This window comes from Paraburkholderia sp. MM5384-R2 (assembly GCF_014201025.1).
Lineage (GTDB): Bacteria > Pseudomonadota > Gammaproteobacteria > Burkholderiales > Burkholderiaceae > Paraburkholderia > Paraburkholderia tuberum.
In genome coordinates, this window is the sequence record NZ_JACHDI010000025.1 from 40,062 (window position 1) to 57,058 (window position 16,997).

Sequence of the window (16,997 nt, forward strand, 5' to 3'; positions counted from 1 at the left end):
CAGCGTTAGAGCTGTCGAATCCCCCAAGACCGTCCTATCCGGAGAGACCATGAAAATCGATAAATCGCAGCAGGTGCAGCTCGAAGAACTGACGCAGCGCGGCGCCTCCCGGCGCGACGTCCTCCGTGCGCTCGCCGCGGGCGGCGTGATGTCGCTGACCGGCGCGGGACTCCTCGCGAGGACCGGTGCGGCATTCGCGCAGGGCACGCCGAAGCAGGGCGGCAAGATCCGCGTGGCGTCGCAGTCAGCATCGGCCGCCGATACGCTCGATCCCGCGAAGGGCGCAAACAGCACCGACTACGTTCGCGCCAATATGGTGTACAACGGGCTTACCGAACTCGACTCACACCTTGGCGCGAAAATGGCGCTCGCCGAATCGGTGGAGACGAAGGACGCGGTGGTCTGGGTCGTGACGCTCAGGAAAGGCGTGCAGTTTCACGACGGCAAGCCGCTCGCACCCGCCGACGTCATCTATTCGATCATGCGCCACAAGGACCCGGCCACGGCATCGAAGGCGAAGACGCTCGCCGACCAGATCAAGGACGTGAAGGCCACCGGCCCCAACCAGGTGACGATCACGCTGGAGGGTGCGAATGCCGACCTGCCCGTCATCCTTGCCACGTCGCACTTTCTGATCATCAAGGACGGCACGAAGGATTTCAAAACGGCTGTCGGTACGGGTCCCTACAAGGTGAAGGAATTCTCGCCCGGCGTGCGTACGGTCGGCGTGCGCAACCCGAACTACTGGAAGAGCGGTCTGCCGCATCTGGACGAGATCGAACTGATCGGCATTGGCGACGAATCGTCGCGCGTGAATGCGCTGCTATCGGGCGACGTGCAACTGATCAACGCGGTCACGCCGAACTCGACCGAGCGCATCAAGAGCACGCCCGGCTATGCGGTGCTGGAGACGAAGACGGGCACCTATACGGACCTGATCATGCGCGACGAAGGTGGCATTACCGGCAACGAGGATTTCCGCCGCGGCATGAAGTACCTGCTGGATCGCGAGCAGATCCACCGTGCGGTGTTCCGCGGCTTCGGCACGATCGCCAACGACCAGCCGATCGATCCGACCAATAAGTACTATCTCGCGGGCCTGCCGCAGCGGACGTTCGATCCGGACAAGGCCAGGTTCTATTTCCAGAAGGCCAAGCTCGGCAGCGCGCCGCTGCAGATCTTCGCGTCCCCGGCCGCAGACGGTTCGGTCGAAATGGCGATGCTGCTCCAGCAGGTCGCCCCGCAGGCGGGCCTGAATCTGCAGGTCAGCCGCGTGCCAGCGGACGGCTACTGGTCGAATCACTGGATGAAACATCCGCTGGGCTACGGCAACATCAACGCGCGGCCTAGCGCGGATGTGGTGTTCACGCAGTTCTTCAAGTCCGACGCGCCGTGGAACGAAGCAAACTGGAAGGATCCGAAGTTCGACCAGATGCTGGTCGCCGCGCGTGGCGAACCCGACGAGGCCAAGCGCAAGAAGATCTACGGCGACATGCAGGTGCTGGTGCATGAAAGCGGCGGCGTCGGTATTGCGCAGTTCGACAGCTCGCTCGATGCCCACACGACGAAGCTCAAGGGCCTCGGCTCGATTCCGATTGCGGGGCTGATGGGCTTTACCTTCGCCGAGCACGTCTGGCTCGAAGCGTAAATCGAAGCGTAAAGCGGTTCGTTTGGTGCGATGGCGCGCCACGGGTTCGCGCCATCGGTTTTAGCCCAGGAGGCAATCTTGAAAGCACACGCGCAACGACTCATTGCCGCGCGCCTTGGCCTCGCGCTGCTCACACTGCTGATCGTATCCGCGATGGTGTTCGCGCTCACCGGCCTGTTGCCGGGTGACGCGGCGCAGCAGGCGCTCGGCCAGGCCGCGACGCCCGCGCAGGTCGCGGCGCTGCGTCACCAGTTCGGTCTCGATCAGCCGGCCGTGCAACGCTACGCTCAGTGGCTCGTGCACGCCGTGAGCGGTAACTTCGGCACTTCGCTGTCGAACAACCTGCCGGTGCGCGAACTGATCGCCACGCGCTTGCCGAACTCGCTGGTGCTGGCCGGACTGACGACGCTCGTGTCGGTGCCCATCGCGCTCGCGATCGGCATTACCTCGGCGATGTTCCGCGGCTCGCTGCTCGACCGCGCGCTCAATGTGCTGACCTTGTCGACCGTCGCGGTGCCCGAGTTCCTGATCGCTACGATCGCCGTGTTGATCTTCGCGGTGAAGCTGCGCTGGCTGCCCGCGCTGTCGTATCTGTCCGACGTGTCGTCGTTCGGGGCGCTGCTGCGCATCTACGCGATGCCCGTGATGACGCTGTGCTGCGTGATCATCGCGCAGATGGCTCGCATGACGCGTGCGGCCGTGCTGGATCAGCTCAACGCGTCGTATGTCGAGATGGCCATCCTGAAGGGCGCATCGCCGATGCGCGTCGTGCTGCGCCATGTGCTGCCCAATACGATCGGGCCGATTGCCAACGCAGTCGCGCTGTCGCTGTCGTACCTGTTCGGCGGCGTGGTGATCGTCGAGTCGATCTTCAACTATCCCGGCCTGGCCAGCCTGATGGTCGATGCCGTCACGAACCGCGACATGCCGCTCGTGCAGGGCTGCGTGATGGTGTTCTGCGTCGCGTATCTGGCGCTCGTGCTAATCGCCGACCTATGTCAAATCGTATCCAACCCGAGGTTGCGTCAACGATGAACCGACCTGCCACCCAATCCCGTGCCGCTACCGCGCTTTACGCGGTTTCGGAGAACGACGCTCCGCAAGGCGATCCCAGCGTGCAGGAACCGTTGCCCCAAGTCACCGCCAGGCGGCGCAGTGTGCTGCAACGTCTGGTCAGACGCTTCTCGGTGCTCGGCCTGCTCGGCCTTGTGATCGTGGTCTTCTGGCTCGCCGTCGCGTTTCTGGGACCGCTCGTCGCGCCGTATAAGGGCGGGGCGATCACATCGACCGAGGTTTTCGGCTCGTATAGCGCGGCGCATCTGCTCGGAACCGACTATCTGGGCCGCGATCTGCTGAGCCGCGTGCTGTACGGCACCCAGTACACGGTCGGCCTGGCGCTCGCGTCGGCGGTGCTCGCCAGCAGTATCGGCACATTCTTCGGGCTGCTCGCCGCCGTGTCCGGACGCTGGGTCGACGAGGTCCTGAGCCGTCTGTTCGACGCCGTGATCTCGATTCCGAGCAAGGTGCTCGCACTCGTGGTAGTCGCCGCATTCGGCTCGTCGATCCCGATACTGCTGGGGGTCGCTGCGTTTGCCTACATTCCCGGCGCGTTCCGCATCTCGCGCTCGCTCGCCGTCAACCTGATGACGCTCGAATACGTGCAGGTCGCGAGGGCGCGCGGCGAAGGGCTTTTCTACATCGCGCGGGTCGAAGTGCTGCCCAACATGATTCATCCGATGCTTGCCGACTTCGGCCTGCGCTTCGTGTTCATCGTGCTGCTGCTGAGCGGCCTGAGCTTTCTCGGCCTGGGGGTGCAACCGCCCAATGCCGACTGGGGCTCGCTCGTACGCGAGAACATCGGCGGTCTCTCGGAAGGCGCGCCGGCCGTGCTGATGCCGGCCATCGCGATTGCAACGCTGACCGTCGGCGTGAACCTCTTGATCGACAACCTGCGGCGCCGTGGTGGCCGTGGACAGGGAGCCGCGTGATGAACATGATCGAAGTGAAAGGCCTGCGCGTCGTCGCAGGCGTGGCGCCGGACCCGGTCGTCGAGATCGTCAAGGGCGTCGATTTCTCCGTGAAGAAGGGCGAGGTGCTCGCGCTAATCGGCGAGTCGGGCTCGGGCAAGACCACGATCGCGTTGTCGCTGCTCGGTCACGCACGCATGGGCTGTTCGATTGCGGGCGGATCGGTGCGCATCGGCGACGTCGAGGTGCTGTCGCTCGATGCGCGCGGACGCCGCGCGCTTCGGGCACGCAAGGTGGCCTACGTGGCGCAGAGCGCGTCGGCGGGTTTCAATCCGTCGAGAACGATCATCGATCAGGTCACCGAACCCGCGCTGTTGCACAAGCTGATGACGCCGGCTGCTGCACGCGCGAAGGCGGTCGCGCTGTTTCGTTCGCTGGCGTTGCCTTCGCCGGAGACGATCGGCGCGCGCTATCCGCATCAGGTGTCGGGCGGGCAGTTGCAGCGCGTGATGGCGGCCATGGCGCTGATCACCGATCCATCCGTCGTCGTGTTCGACGAACCGACGACCGCGCTCGACGTGACCACGCAGATCGAAGTGCTGGCGGCGTTCAAGAAGGTGATTCGCGAACTCGGCACGACCGCGGTGTATGTGTCGCATGATCTTGCCGTGGTCGCCCAGATGGCGGACCGCATCGTCGTGCTGAACGGCGGCGCCGTGCGCGAGAACGGCACGACGGCGCAGGTGCTCGATGCGCCCGCCGACGACTATACGCGCCAGTTACTGGCCGCGACGCGACGGCAGGAACCGGAGGTCGCTGCGGCACCCAACGAAGCCGCGCCGCCGGTCCTCGAAATCCGCGGGCTGCACGCGGGCTACGGACGCATCGGCCGTGATGGCATTCCGGCCGTGTGCGTGCTGGACGATGTGAGTCTGGCGATCCCGCGCGGTTCCGCGCTCGGTGTGATCGGCGAGTCGGGCTCGGGCAAAACGACGCTCGCGCGCGTGGTAGCGGGTCTGGTGGAACGGGCGCGCGGTGAAGTGCTGCTCGACGGCGTGCCGCTGCCGTCCAAGCTGTCCGATCGCACGCTGGATCAGTTCCGGCGCGTGCAGATCGTGTTCCAGAATGCGGACACGGCGCTCAACCCGAGCCGCACGATCGCCGATATCCTCGCCCGGCCGATGAATTTCTATCACGGCCTGCGCGGTGCGGCGGCGCAAAAACGCATGTTCGAACTGCTGGATCTGGTGAAATTGCCGGCCACTATCGCGAAGCGCCAGCCGGGTGGGTTGTCGGGCGGGCAGAAGCAGCGCGTGAATCTGGCGCGCGCGCTGGCCGCCGATCCCGCGCTGATCCTGTGCGACGAGGTCACTTCGGCGCTCGATACGGTCGTCGGCGCGGCGGTGCTCGATCTGCTCGCGGAACTGCGGCGCGAACTGGGCGTGTCGTATATGTTCATCAGCCACGATATCTCCACTGTGCGCGCGGTCTGTGACGAAGTGATCGTGCTCTACGCCGGACGGCGCGTGGAAGCGGGTCAGCGGGACGTTCTCGCGGCGCCGCCTTATCACCCGTACACCGGCCTGCTGGTCGACTCGGTACCGGCATTGCAACCCGGCTGGCTCGATGCGCGGCGCGCGCTCACGCTTGCGCAACTACCGGCAATGGGACCGTCGAGCGAGAACAATGCGCTGTGCAGCTTCCGCTCGCGCTGCCGGATGCGCATCGACGGCCAGTGCAACCTCACGCCGCCGCCGCTCAAAAAGCTGCCATCCGGCGCCGAGATTCTTTGTCACCACTCGGCTGCGGAACTCAGCCGCATGCAGACCACCGGGACGGTAGCCGCATGAGTGCGCGTTTTGCACGTGTGGCGCAGACGGGCCACAAGACCTTTGCGACTTCGCGCCCCGATGCCCCTTTCGGCGGATACAAGCGGTCAGGAAGCGGCCGCCAACATGGAATAAAAGGCATCGACGGGTATCCGGAAAGCAGTGCGATCCCTGGCTTCCAGGTCCCGAGGCCGAGTGCCTCCCGTACTGCGTTCCAGCTTTTCAACGAAATCATCGCGCAACCCGCAGGAGCAAAAAAATGACCGTGGCCTTCGTGCTGCACCGTGCCGACGGCGCACCCCTTTTAACGTCGTTCCGCAGGGCGGCGTTCGGCAAGGACGACCCCTTTGCGCGACATCGCGAAATCGCCTGGGAAGGACCGGACTCGATGATCGCGGGTCGGGCCAGCTTTATTGGTGAACTCGACGTGGCGAGCTTTCCCCACATCGAAACCATCGTCGTAGTGGAAGGAGAGCTCACTCTGCAAGCAGCCGGCGAGGCACCGCTGGTGCTGGGTCCGCAAGCGGGTGCTGTCATGGGGGCGGGTACGGCGCTGCGCGTGCTGGCCGAATCCCGCGTGCGTTTCGTGTTTTGCGCGGCCGCTTGCGACAAACCGACGAAGCGCGGGCTGATCCCGCTGCGCGCCGACGCCAACTTCAAGCCGTCCGCTTCGCTACCGGCGGAGGTGCTGCTGGGCCCGGTCCCGCAGTGCCGTAGCGATAACGTCTTCACCGACGACGGCGTGGCGTACCTCGCGGGCACGTGGGATTCGACGCCCTACCACCGGATCGTTCGCGCGCATCGCGTGAACGAGTTCATGCATCTTCTCGCCGGCAGCGTGCGCTTCGCGGCGCCTGATGGCAGCGTGCTGTCGCTAGGCGCCGGCGACGCGCTTTTCGTGCCGCAGGGCGCACCGATCGGCTGGGAAAGTAGCGAGCGGGTGGCGAAGTTCTACGTTGTTCAAAGCGTCCAGGCTTCAATCGAGCGAAATTAATCATGTCTCCTCCGCTGAACCACATCCAAACTTCGCCCACGTTGCCGGCCGCGGCTGACGTGGTCGTGATCGGGGGCGGCATCATTGGCGTCTTTACCGCCTACTACCTGGCCAAGCGCGGGCTTTCAGTCGCCCTGGTCGAGAAGGGGCGGATCGGCGCGGAACAGTCGAGCCGCAATTGGGGCTGGTGCCGGCAGCAGAACCGCGACGCTCGCGAATTGCCGATGGCGAGCAAGAGCCTTGATCTGTGGGAACGATTTGCCGCCGAAAGCGGTGAAGACACTGGCTTTCATCGCTGCGGGCTGTTGTATCTGAGTAACGACGACGCCGAGCTGTCTCGTTGGTCCAGTTGGGGCGACTTTGCGAAGACCGCCGGAGTGACAACCCACATGCTCGATAGCCGGCAAGCCGCCGAGCGGGGGCAGGCGACCGGCCGCGCCTGGAAAGGCGGCGTCTTCTCGCCCAGCGATGGCACCGCCGATCCCGGCAAGGCTGCGCCGGCCGTGGCAGCTGCGCTCATGAAGCTCGGTGGCAGCGTCCACCAGCACTGCGCGGCGCGCGGCATCGAGTTGGAGGGCGGGCGGGTCAGCGGCGTCGTCACCGAAGCCGGGGTCATCAAGACCAGGACGGCTGTGCTTGCCGGTGGCGCCTGGGCGTCGTCGTTCTGTCGCCAGCTCGGCATCCGTTTCCCCCAGGCCTCGGTCCGCCAGTCCATCCTTAGCGTGGCCCCTGTGGAGCATCGTTTGCCGGATGCCCTGTTCACCGCGGGCGTGTCTGTTACGCGCCGCAACGACGGACGCTACGCACTGGCCATCAGCGGCCGCGCGCGCGTAGACGTGACGCCGCAGTTCATGCGATTCGCCCCACACTTCGTGCCCATGTTCGCCAAGCGCTGGCGCAACCTTCTTCCGGGAGGCCTGGAAGGTATTCGGGGTGGCCACGAAACGCTGAAGCGGTGGCGGCTCGATGCGCCGACTCCCATGGAGCGGGTGCGCATTCTGGATCCGAAGCCCGATCTGGCGGCGGTGAAAGAAACCCACCGCCGCGCCGTCGAACTGCTGCCCGAACTTGGCCAGGCAAAGATCACGCACGCGTGGGCCGGCTTCGTCGACAGCACGCCGGACGGTGTTCCCGGTATTGGCGAAGTGCCGGGCATGCCGGGATTGATCCTGGCAGCGGGCTTTTCCGGACACGGTTTTGGCATCGGCCCCGGCGCGGGCCACCTGATCGCGGACCTTGCCACCGGTGCCGAACCGATCGTGGATCCCATACCGTATCGGCCAGGTCGATTCGATGACTCCGCATGGGGCAAGGTCGCTGATTTCTAGGTCGCACCCCAGACGCGTTGGAGAGTCGAACCTCCAGCGCAGCCAGTCAACCCCGCAAGCTCTGCCTGGGAGACAACCATGAATGATCAGAGCAGCGAACTGAAAGGTACGCTGCTCGCCCGGGGCCGCCAGGAATACAACATTGCCAGGCGCACAGGCCGCGGACCCAGCACAACCTCAAGTCGACACCAATGACCTCAGACATTACGAGTCGAATCAAACCATGACTACAATTGCCGTGATTCACACTGGACCGGTCACGGTCCAGCCGATCGAGGAGCAAATCAGCGAGCATATCGTTGGCGCGCGTGAGCGAAACCATCAACGTTCCCATCAACCGCTTGATGATTGCAGGCTGGACCGGACGTGATCAAAAGGCTGTGCGTCACCAAATTCTGTAACTCGCAAAGCGTGGCACGGCTGGTCAAAATAGGAGTCCCTGCTTTTCACCGTGTACCGTCGGCCCGGCTGACCCGTACCGCCGCAATCGACCTACCGTGCAAAGGGAATACCGGCGGGGTCGACTTCGTACTGTTTCAGCACGGCGGCGAATTCTATGTATCGATCGGTTCGGACCACACTGGGAACGAGGTCGAGGCAAATGAGGTAACCATTCAACTGGTTGCGCGTTTCCGTCCATTGCGAACGGAAGAACTACGATGACCGTGGGTAATCGTGCGAAGCCAGGAACATCGTTGTGAAAAGCGACTGGTATCTCGATATCGGAGTTTGCATTATGATCAGGAATGCGAATGCAACAGGCGTGAGCAATCACGGCGCGTACCGCAGTCAGTGAAGTGCGAGCCCCGCGCTGGTTCAGCAGTAGTGGCGCAGGTTAATCATCGTATAGGCAAGCGTCTTGGACGCGTAGTGAACGTCACTGATGCGTTCAAAGCGCAGCAGCAGACGGCGGAACTTGTCCTCCCAGGCGAAGACCCGTTCAATGGTCCTGAAGCGCTCCTCGAAGATGGCCGGATCGTAGCGCTGCTTGCGGCCCCGCTTCGGTATTTTGCGTCCGCGCGGATTCTCGGGGATGTTCGGGGTCATGCCGCGATTGAAGATCGCCTTGCGGTTGGCCCTGCAGTCGTAAATGCCATCCAGGCTGACGATTGAACCGTGCAGGTCCGCGCCAATGGCGCGGGCCACGGCGGTAAGGCTGGGCAGCGCGTCGCGCAACAGCGGTGATTCGTTGCGGTTGCCGGGAGCGCTGATGAATGGAGCAATGACGTTGCAGTTGCGATCGCACAAGGCCACCACCTTGTCGCCCTTCAGATGCTTGTGCCCGCTATACCCGAGATTGTCGCCGCCTTTCTTCGCCGCCGTCGTGGTGCCGTCGCCGTGGATGACCGAAAGGTCAAGCAACTGGTCCTGATGAAGTTGCTGCACCGAGCCCGAAAAGATGGCATCGATGCAACCATCGGCCTGCCAGCGACGAAACGTGCGGTAGATGCGCGTATAGTGAATTTCAGGGTGACCTTCTGCATTCCTGTCGATCGGCAGCATCTTCCATTGGCAACCCATGTACAGTGCCTGCAGGATGTAGTTGAAGATCTTGTGCAAGGCCAGGGTGGGGGGAGGTCCGCGACGGCCCAGGCTCAGATGCGGCCAGACAAATTGCTCGAACTGCTCCAGGCGCAATCTTGTTGGAATCTCTTGCCAGTATGGGCTTCGGGTCATTCGCTGCGTCCAGAAATCTGGACTTTAGCCGATCTGGCTACTCTGACCTGAAATCCAGTCCTGGCGCGGCTTGCAGACAAATTCCACGGCCGTCGAAAACCCGCAACCAGTCAACCAGTTGACTGCGAGATGCCAATCTCGTCGAACAACTTCCGTGTCAGTTCGTGCTCGATCAGCAGGCGCCGGAACTTCGACAGCGTGGTTGCATCAGGCACGTTCTCGACTGCCAGATCGATGCCGGCGAAGGCTCGCAGCGCGATGCTGTCATACGCCCCGCAGGAAGTCCCCTTGGGGGACAGCGCGTCTTCCAGTCCTTCGTCCGACAGCCCGTACTACTGTTGCAGGAAGTAGATTCGCAGCATTCGCTCCAGACCAATTGGCGGGCGGCCTCGCGTGCCCTTCGGATAGTGCGGCTCGATTGCCGACAGCAAGCGCTGCCACGGAACGACCTTCTCCATCTCCGCCAGGAAGCGTTGGCGCCTCGTCAATCTCTTCTTGCCCGAAATTTCCGCTTCTGCGAAGCCGATCTGCCTCTTCATCATCGTGAGTCTGTTCCGTAAGCTGCCTTCTTCTATAACGTCCTCGGCTACGCCAGCGATGACCACCGAGCTGAATAAATCAGCGTTTCCTTAGGTGCGCCGGCTCGTTGCTCGAATGCTCGGCGTGGTGTCACTTACGATCGGCCGATACCTGCCGTTGAGTATCGATGACCCTCCATGAAGACCTGCGGTCCAGCGGGTTCAATCGTGCGACTCCTGAAGCGCCGCTACCTCGTTTCCGTCATCGGCTTTCGCGCTGCGAATACGCGCTACTCCGGTTTGCGCGGGAGCACGTGCGCCTCTCGAGATACCGTCGCTTCCTCTCCGACCAGGCCGCGCGGCCTGAAGATGAGTGTCAGCATGAGCACGAGCCCGATCAGCATGATCTGCGCGGCCCCGCCCTTGACCTGCAGGTGGACCGGCAGTGCGGCCTGAGCCGCGCTGCCGCTCAGTGTCCAGACGGCCCACATCAGTACGGCGCCCAGGATCGCCCCTTTGTTATTGCCGCTACCGCCGACGATCAGCATGGTCCATATCTGGAACGTGAAGACGGGCAAGAAGTCTTCCGGACTGATGAAGCCAATGAAGCTGGCGTAAAGAGCACCGCCCAAACCCATGAGGGCGGAGCCAATCACGAAAGACTGCAGTCGAAAGAGGAAGGGATTCTTGCCGAGCGACGAAGCGGCGGTGTCGTCTTCCCGGATGGCCTTGAGAACCCGGCCCCAGGGGGAGCGCACCATGGCTTCGAGAGCCCGGTAGATGATCAGGACCAGCACGGCCATGAACCCGAGCATTAGCAGGTTGACACCCAACACGGACTGGAACAATCCGGGCAGCAGTCTTGGAATACTGCTGGCTCCCCGGCTCCCGCCCGTCAGGGAGGAAGCGTTCAACGAAATCAGTTGCAGGATGGAGCCGATGCCGATCGTCACGATCGCCAGATAGTCTTCGCGCAGCCGCAGGGTGGGAATCCCGACGATGAAGCCGACCATGGCAGCCGCGCACAGGGCGCCGGCCAGACCGACGACATACGGCAGGCCGAAGCCGCCGAGATGTGTGTCGTAGGGCGGTCCGCACAAGATGGCGAAAGCATACGCTCCCACCAGAAAGAATCCGGATATGCCGATGTTGAAGAGCCCGGTGTAACCCCATTGCAGATTCAGTCCCAGGCAGACCACGGCAAAAATCGATGCCTGGATGAGGAAGAAAACGAGATAGGAGATCATCCCGCTCATGAACGCTCTCCCAGAATCCCCTTGGGATAGACGAGGAGGATTAGAAACATCAGGAAGAACCCGACCGCCGGCTCGTATGCCGACCCGAGGATCGGCACCGACATGGATTCGGCAAGGCCGATTGTCAGCCCCCCCAGCACTGCGCCGTAAATGCTGCCCACGCCGCCGAGGATGGCGGCGGCAAACATCGGCAGGATGAGATTGAAGCCCATCTCCGGGGAGATTTGCACGGTCAGGCCGTACAGCACGCCGGCGATCGCCGCCAGGCTGCCACCTACCACCCAGGTCCAGCGAATGATGCCCTGCACGTCGATGCCGGTGACGCTCGCCAATGAGGGGTTATCCGACACGGCGCGCATGGCCTTGCCCAGCCGCGTGCGCGTCAGGAAGAGATGCAGCGCGATCATCAGGGCGAGCGTCAGCGCAACGACGAAGACCTCGTCGGCGGTCAGTCGCACGCCGGGAAGAATTTCCCTGGCGATGGCGATGCTGCGCGTGTAGTACTCCGGCTGTGGGCCCCAGATGAAGACCACGAGGTTGCGCAACATCAGCGAGGCACCAAACGATGCGATCACCAGCGTGACGGCCACTTCGCTTTTTCGCAGCAGCCGGTAAAGCAGCCAGTCGAGCACTAGCGCCAATCCGAAGGTCAGGATGCCGGCGACGACGATCGCCACCAGGAAGGGCGCACCGAAGGTCACCGGACCCAGCGCGGCTCCTGTGCCAAAGAACGCGGTCCACATCAGCGCGAAGTAGGCGCCGAAAGTCAGGAATTCGCCGTGGGCGAAGTTGGCGAAACGCAGAATGTTGTAGGTTAGCGTGAGACCAATGGCTCCCAAGGCCAAAGTCGACCCCAGAATGACGCCGTCGGCGACGTATTGCGCGATCATGACAAACCTCGCCGAATGCCCAGATACAGCTGACCCACTTCGGGGTTCGCAAGCAGTTCGCTGGCGTTGCCGGTCACCTGGTCGCGGCCCTCGGCCAGCACGTAACCCCGGTCGGAGATCGCCAGGGCGGCCTTGGCGTTTTGCTCGACCACCAGAATGGTGACGCCCAGGTCGCGCACCTCGCGCACCTTGCCGAATACGACGCCGACCAGTTTGGGCGACAGTCCCGCCGAGGGTTCGTCCAGCATCAGCACCTTGGGGTTCGCCATCAACGCACGCGCGACGGCCACCATCTGCCGTTCACCGCCTGAGAGTGTGCCGGCCGCTTGCCTGCGCCTTTCCCGAAGCCGCGGAAACAGCTCGAACATCTGTTCGATGCCGCGCCGGATGTCGGCTCGGTTGCCTTGAATGTATGCGCCCATTTCGAGGTTTTCCTCGATGCTGAGCCTGCTGAAGATGTTGCTGGTTTGCGGCACGTAGGCCAGACCCCGCTCCACCATATGGTGCGCGGCCACGCCCCCGATATCCTGCCCGAACAGTTGCACTGTGCCCGAGCGCACCGCCACCAAGCCGGCGATCGCCTTGATCAGCGTGGACTTGCCCGCGCCGTTGGGACCGAGCACCGTGACGATTTCACCGCGTCCGACCATGAGCTCCACGCCGCGCAGAATGTCCACGCCTGGCACATAGCCGGCCACCAGCTCATGCACGTAGAGCGCCGGGGCGTTCATTCCGGAACCCCGCCGAGGTAGGCATCGAGGACGCCCGGGTCGCTTCGCACCGTCGTCGGCGATCCTTCCAGGATCAGCTTGCCTTGTGCCATCACGAGGATCGGATCACACAACGTCATGATCAGGTCCATGTTGTGCTCGATGACAAGGAACGTAATGCCCCGGGCATTGAGTTCATGCAGCTTGTCCATGATGGTCACGAGCAACGTCGGATTGACCCCGGCCCCAGGTTCATCGAGCAGGACGAGCTTGGGGTCCGCCATCAGCACGCGGGCCAGTTCGAGAAGCTTCTGCTGGCCGCCGGAGAGATTTTTGGCGTATTCGCCCGCTAGCGGCGAGAGGCCGACGAAGGCTAATACTTCCTGAGCGCGGTCGCGGCAGGCACGTTCTTCGGCGCGCACCTGCGGGCGGCTGAACCAGTTGTTCCAGAAGCGCTCGCCGGCTTGGCGGGTCGGCACGAGCATGCAATTTTCGAGCACGGTCATTTCGGCAAACGGGCGGGGAATCTGAAATGTCCGTACCAGTCCTTCGCGGAAAATCCGGTGGGGCGACAGGCCGTCGATGCGCCGGCCGAGGAACGAAATGTCGCCCGACGTCGGCCGATGCACGCCGGCAATGGTGTTGAAAAGCGTGGTCTTGCCGGCGCCGTTCGGCCCGATCAGGCCGGTGATGGTGTTAGCGCGCAAGGTGAAGGACACGCCGTCGACCGCACGCAATCCTCCAAACTCCTTGACGAGCTGTTTGACTTCCAGCATTCGTGCAGTGTCCTTCCCGAAACGCCGCCGGCCAGCCGCGGATGCCTCGAGGGGTACGGTGCGTTACCGCCTGGAGGAATCGCGGTTTGATCGGCGTCATGCCTTGCAGCAGGCTCTTTTGTTCAAAGCCTGGTGCCGCTACTGGATCTTGCTGCGTAGTTCCTTGATCTGATTCACCGTGACCATGCCCGTTGGCTTGACTTTTCCGCCGCTGTCCACAGACCAGACCAGCATGGGGGCGTTGATGTCTCCGTACCGGTCAAACTGCAGCGGCCCCGAGGCGCCCACATACTGGATGACCTCGTGTTGCGCGATCATCTTTTCCGCCTTCTTGAGCTCGGCCGCACCGGCATAGACTTTCTTGCCGTGAGGATCGGTCACCTTGGGGATGGCGTCGCGGATGGCCGTGCCACCGGCACGCTTCGCGTAATCGATGGCGAGGCCGATGATGACCGTCGCGTCATAAGCGTTGGGGATATAGGCTTGCGTAGGCAATTCGCCAAACTTGGTCTGGAACTCCTGCTTGAAGGTCGCAAGCGAAGGCGTCGTCTCCGAGCCGGCCGCCGTGCCGTGTACATGCTTCATGTACTGCGTGCCCACGTCATTGACGAAATCCTGGGATTCCAGCCCGTCGGGCAGAAGGAAATTCTGCGGACCTCCGGCTGAAATCCATTCGCGCGCGATGGTCGTGCCGTCGCCCGGATAGCCGATCAGGAACAGCGCATCAGGTGCCGGATCCATTGCCTTGCTGACTTCCGCGCGATAGGAGGCCTGGCTCGGGTTGTAGACGACGTTTTGGGTGACCACGCCTCCAAGCTTCGTGAACGCGTTGGCGAATTCGGAGCTGAGCCCCTGTCCGTAGGCATTGTTCAGATAAAGCACAGCGACCTTCTTTATCCCGGCATCGAGTGCAACCTTAGCTATCGCTACGCCCTGCAGCGCATCCGAGGGTGCCGTGCGGAACCAGTAGCCGTCTGTCTTGCCGTCCTTCGCGAGCTGGGTGAAGGTCGGCGAGGTGGAGGCGGGAGAAACCAGCACGATCTTACCCGGCACCGCCACGGATGTCAGGATGGCTCCGCTGACACCGCTCGAAAGCGCGCCGACGATGGCCGGCACGTGCTGCACATCGACCAGCTTCTTGGCTGCATCCACTCCAACGGAGGGTGCGGTCTGGTCATCTAGCAGAGCCAGGTCCACGGTGCAGCCATTGGCACCGCCGGCCGCGTTGAGGTCCGACACAGCCAGTTGCACGCCTTTGGCAATCTGCTGGCCGAGGACGCCCAGCGATCCGGTCAACGCCATCACACTGCCGATTGTGGTGGTGCAGGCCGCATGAGCAGCGCCGCAACTCAACACGCCAAGGAAAGCGGCACTGACAATCAAACGTTGCTTTAACACGGCGAATTCCTCCATTCGTTCACCTTCGGTTAGCGAGAAAGTCAGCCATCGCATTGTCAACTGCCAAGGATGAAGTTACCGGACGAGATGCATTGAGGTGCGGTTGCACTGTCGATGCGCGCCCGACGCAGTGGTGTGGTTGCTTACCTCATGCGCGACGGTGGGCCCCGATCAAGGGAAATGGATTGCGCACGGTTTGTCCTTGTGAGGTGAGGGTGAAGGCCATGGTGCGCTCCTCGGCGTCAGCCCGCGCCGCCAGCTAGTGCTTGCGATGCATCCAGCTCATATGATGCGTGTCGAGCCACTGACTCAGGCTCTCTCCCGGGTGATCGCGCCTGTAGCGCCTGGACAAGGCCGATGCAACGACAACGAGAACCACAAGGCCAACCCAAAAACTGATCATTGATTGAGTCATGGCAGCCTCCTTGGGAATGCGACCATCCCTAAATTGTAGTCATTGGCGGCCGAACTGGCTCAACTCAAGAAGGCGGGTTACAGCCCGAACGGCTACGTCAATGATCCTCCCAATCTCCGGCGTGCCGAAACCCGTTTTTGCGTGATCGCCACCGCATCTGTTGCAGTGCGGCACTCCCCAATCGACCCAATATGCGGGACGACCCTGGATTGCCGCGCCGTTGCGCTGCCTCTACCATCAACTCCCCGCGCCATTGCAGCGAGTGCGCCATCGGCAGGCGACGTCAAAAGCGAGTGCCACAGCCTACACAATCCACACAGCACCTACTCAAGCTATCAGGAGGCAAGCATGCTCAGCGCCCATGAATTTGCGACATTGATGCTGGTCAGGGATTCGGCTGACCACATTGCCGAGCGGGAAGAACTCGATACGCTGCTTGAACGTCAGCTCGTCACCATGGAGAGGCTTGCCGGCGGGGCAGTGCGACCTCGCGTGACGCAGGACGGCGATTCGCTCCTTCGTAACCTCGCGCGCATACACTGAGAAGTCGAAACCTGCCGCGTGTCGGCTGGGGCTCGAGCGAGCATCTAGGGGTCGCTTCAGAAAACGGAAAATAAAGCACGTTAGCGACAGGCCAGCGTCGCAAGTCGACCTCAGGCCGTACTCTTCCGAAAGCACGTAGATCGCTTTGGCACGGAACAGCGAGCGCCGATTATCGTCGGAAAAGTCGAAGCGACCTGCCGGGCCGGCAAGGGATAAATCGCGGCGTCACTCTGTTCCACTGCACCTTAAACCCCGACTGAAAGCGCGGTGCCTCCCAACAGGTGCACGATCCGCAAAGCATCTGACCAAAACAATCGCAAGCAAGTGGATGGTTTCGCCCAAAAACGTAACAACACATTTTTTTGAAACTGTGTATGATGACCATCATGCGAAATACAAAACTCAGCACCAGAACGGCAGCCAAGGAAGCCTCACACGAGCGCATCGTGTGCGTCGCTGCGCGGGCGATCCGTCGCAGCGGCTACGACGGAACCGGAGTTGCCGACATCATGAAGGAGGCCGGCCTGACCCATGGCGCCTTCTACGCCCACTTCGCCTCGCGCGAGGCCATGCTGGCGGAAGCAGCGGGGCGGGCCTGTGCGGAGGCGGCGGCCGCAGCGGCAGACGGCGTTGCCAGCGTGCCCCCCGAACAGGCTTTGACCTACATGTTCCACGCCTACCTCTCGCGAGAGAACCTGGAGCAGGTGGAGCGGGGATGCCCCCTAGCCGCGCTGGCCTCGGAAACCGCACGCCAAACGCCCGAAGTCCGGCGCGTGTCCACCCGGTACATCAAGGAAATGGTCGATCTTGTTGCCCGCCAGTCGCCAGATTGGGGGCAGCCCGGGTCCCACGAACGCGCCCTCGTGTCCGTCGCCACGATGGTTGGCACCTTGCTGTTGGCCCGCATCGCCGACGAGCCTGCGCTATCGGACGGCCTGCGCGCGGCCGCCTTGCAGCACCTGCCCATCGCCTGACGCCATTTAATCCCATCGATTTTTCGCTCGCACATTCATATGATTAGCATCATTCGAGATTCAAAAACCAAAGG

Annotated in this window: 15 protein-coding genes and 1 pseudogene; 9 read left to right on the forward strand and 7 right to left on the reverse strand. The window is 62.8% G+C overall.

All coding sequences use genetic code 11. The annotated features are described in order from the left end of the window. Positions 1-49: 49 nt before the first annotated feature. The 7 genes from HDG37_RS30275 to HDG37_RS40470 all read left to right on the forward strand — a co-directional run bounded on the left by HDG37_RS30275 (position 50) and on the right by HDG37_RS40470 (position 8,429). Entirely contained in the window at positions 50-1,648 is a 1,599-nt protein-coding gene (locus HDG37_RS30275; protein WP_184054092.1) for an ABC transporter substrate-binding protein, read from the forward strand. Positions 1,649-1,726: 78 nt separating this feature from the next. Then, on the forward strand, positions 1,727-2,683 hold the full coding sequence (locus HDG37_RS30280; protein ID WP_184054094.1) for an ABC transporter permease: 957 nt from the start codon (positions 1,727-1,729) through the stop codon (positions 2,681-2,683). Then, positions 2,680-3,636: an ABC transporter permease gene (locus HDG37_RS30285; protein WP_184054096.1), complete on the forward strand. Its 957-nt coding sequence runs from the start codon at positions 2,680-2,682 to the stop codon at positions 3,634-3,636. Before HDG37_RS30280 ends, HDG37_RS30285 begins: the two co-directional genes overlap by 4 nt. Beyond that, positions 3,636-5,465, forward strand: coding sequence for an ABC transporter ATP-binding protein (locus HDG37_RS30290; RefSeq protein WP_184054097.1), 1,830 nt, complete (start codon positions 3,636-3,638; stop codon positions 5,463-5,465). The genes HDG37_RS30285 and HDG37_RS30290 overlap by 1 nt, the downstream gene beginning before the upstream one ends. Positions 5,466-5,703: 238 nt before the next feature. Further along, complete coding sequence (locus HDG37_RS30295; RefSeq protein ID WP_184054098.1) at positions 5,704-6,438, forward strand: cupin domain-containing protein; 735 nt, start codon at positions 5,704-5,706, stop codon at positions 6,436-6,438. Between the two features lie 2 nt (positions 6,439-6,440). Next, positions 6,441-7,766 (forward strand): FAD-binding oxidoreductase, encoded by a 1,326-nt coding sequence (locus HDG37_RS30300; RefSeq protein WP_184054099.1) that lies wholly within the window; start codon positions 6,441-6,443, stop codon positions 7,764-7,766. 411 nt (positions 7,767-8,177) lie between these two features. After that, positions 8,178-8,429 carry a DUF2848 family protein gene (locus HDG37_RS40470; RefSeq protein ID WP_409260254.1) on the forward strand — a complete coding sequence of 84 codons (252 nt, stop codon included), beginning with the start codon at positions 8,178-8,180 and terminating at the stop codon, positions 8,427-8,429. Positions 8,430-8,582: 153 nt separating this feature from the next. On the opposite strand, the gene HDG37_RS30310 is transcribed toward HDG37_RS40470, so the two are convergent. The 7 genes and pseudogenes from HDG37_RS30310 to HDG37_RS30340 all read right to left on the reverse strand — a co-directional run bounded on the left by HDG37_RS30310 (position 8,583) and on the right by HDG37_RS30340 (position 15,006). Further along, positions 8,583-9,443, reverse strand: a complete 861-nt coding sequence (locus HDG37_RS30310) for a transposase (RefSeq protein ID WP_184054101.1) — start codon at positions 9,441-9,443, stop codon at positions 8,583-8,585. Positions 9,444-9,571: 128 nt separating this feature from the next. Then, positions 9,572-9,982: pseudogene (locus tag HDG37_RS30315) on the reverse strand (transposase); the annotation flags it as partial. Positions 9,983-10,251: 269 nt separating this feature from the next. Continuing rightward, complete coding sequence (locus HDG37_RS30320) at positions 10,252-11,217, reverse strand: branched-chain amino acid ABC transporter permease (protein ID WP_184054102.1); 966 nt, start codon at positions 11,215-11,217, stop codon at positions 10,252-10,254. After that, on the reverse strand, positions 11,214-12,107 hold the full coding sequence (locus tag HDG37_RS30325; protein WP_184054103.1) for a branched-chain amino acid ABC transporter permease: 894 nt from the start codon (positions 12,105-12,107) through the stop codon (positions 11,214-11,216). Before HDG37_RS30325 ends, HDG37_RS30320 begins: the two co-directional genes overlap by 4 nt. Beyond that, positions 12,104-12,838, reverse strand: coding sequence for an ABC transporter ATP-binding protein (locus tag HDG37_RS30330; RefSeq protein WP_184054104.1), 735 nt, complete (start codon positions 12,836-12,838; stop codon positions 12,104-12,106). Before HDG37_RS30330 ends, HDG37_RS30325 begins: the two co-directional genes overlap by 4 nt. Continuing rightward, a complete protein-coding gene (locus HDG37_RS30335) occupies positions 12,835-13,593 on the reverse strand; it encodes an ABC transporter ATP-binding protein (RefSeq protein WP_184054106.1) in 759 nt (252 codons plus the stop codon). The genes HDG37_RS30330 and HDG37_RS30335 overlap by 4 nt, the downstream gene beginning before the upstream one ends. 138 nt (positions 13,594-13,731) lie before the next feature. Continuing rightward, on the reverse strand, positions 13,732-15,006 hold the full coding sequence (locus HDG37_RS30340; protein ID WP_184054108.1) for an ABC transporter substrate-binding protein: 1,275 nt from the start codon (positions 15,004-15,006) through the stop codon (positions 13,732-13,734). Between the two features lie 748 nt (positions 15,007-15,754). On the opposite strand from HDG37_RS30340, the gene HDG37_RS30345 reads away from it, so the two are divergent. Both HDG37_RS30345 and HDG37_RS30350 read left to right on the forward strand, forming a co-directional pair. Beyond that, complete coding sequence (locus HDG37_RS30345; protein WP_184054110.1) at positions 15,755-15,949, forward strand: hypothetical protein; 195 nt, start codon at positions 15,755-15,757, stop codon at positions 15,947-15,949. Between the two features lie 374 nt (positions 15,950-16,323). Beyond that, the gene (locus HDG37_RS30350; RefSeq protein ID WP_184054112.1) at positions 16,324-16,923 is read left to right on the forward strand and encodes a TetR/AcrR family transcriptional regulator; all 600 of its coding nucleotides are present in this window, start codon (positions 16,324-16,326) and stop codon (positions 16,921-16,923) included. Positions 16,924-16,997: the final 74 nt, after the last annotated feature.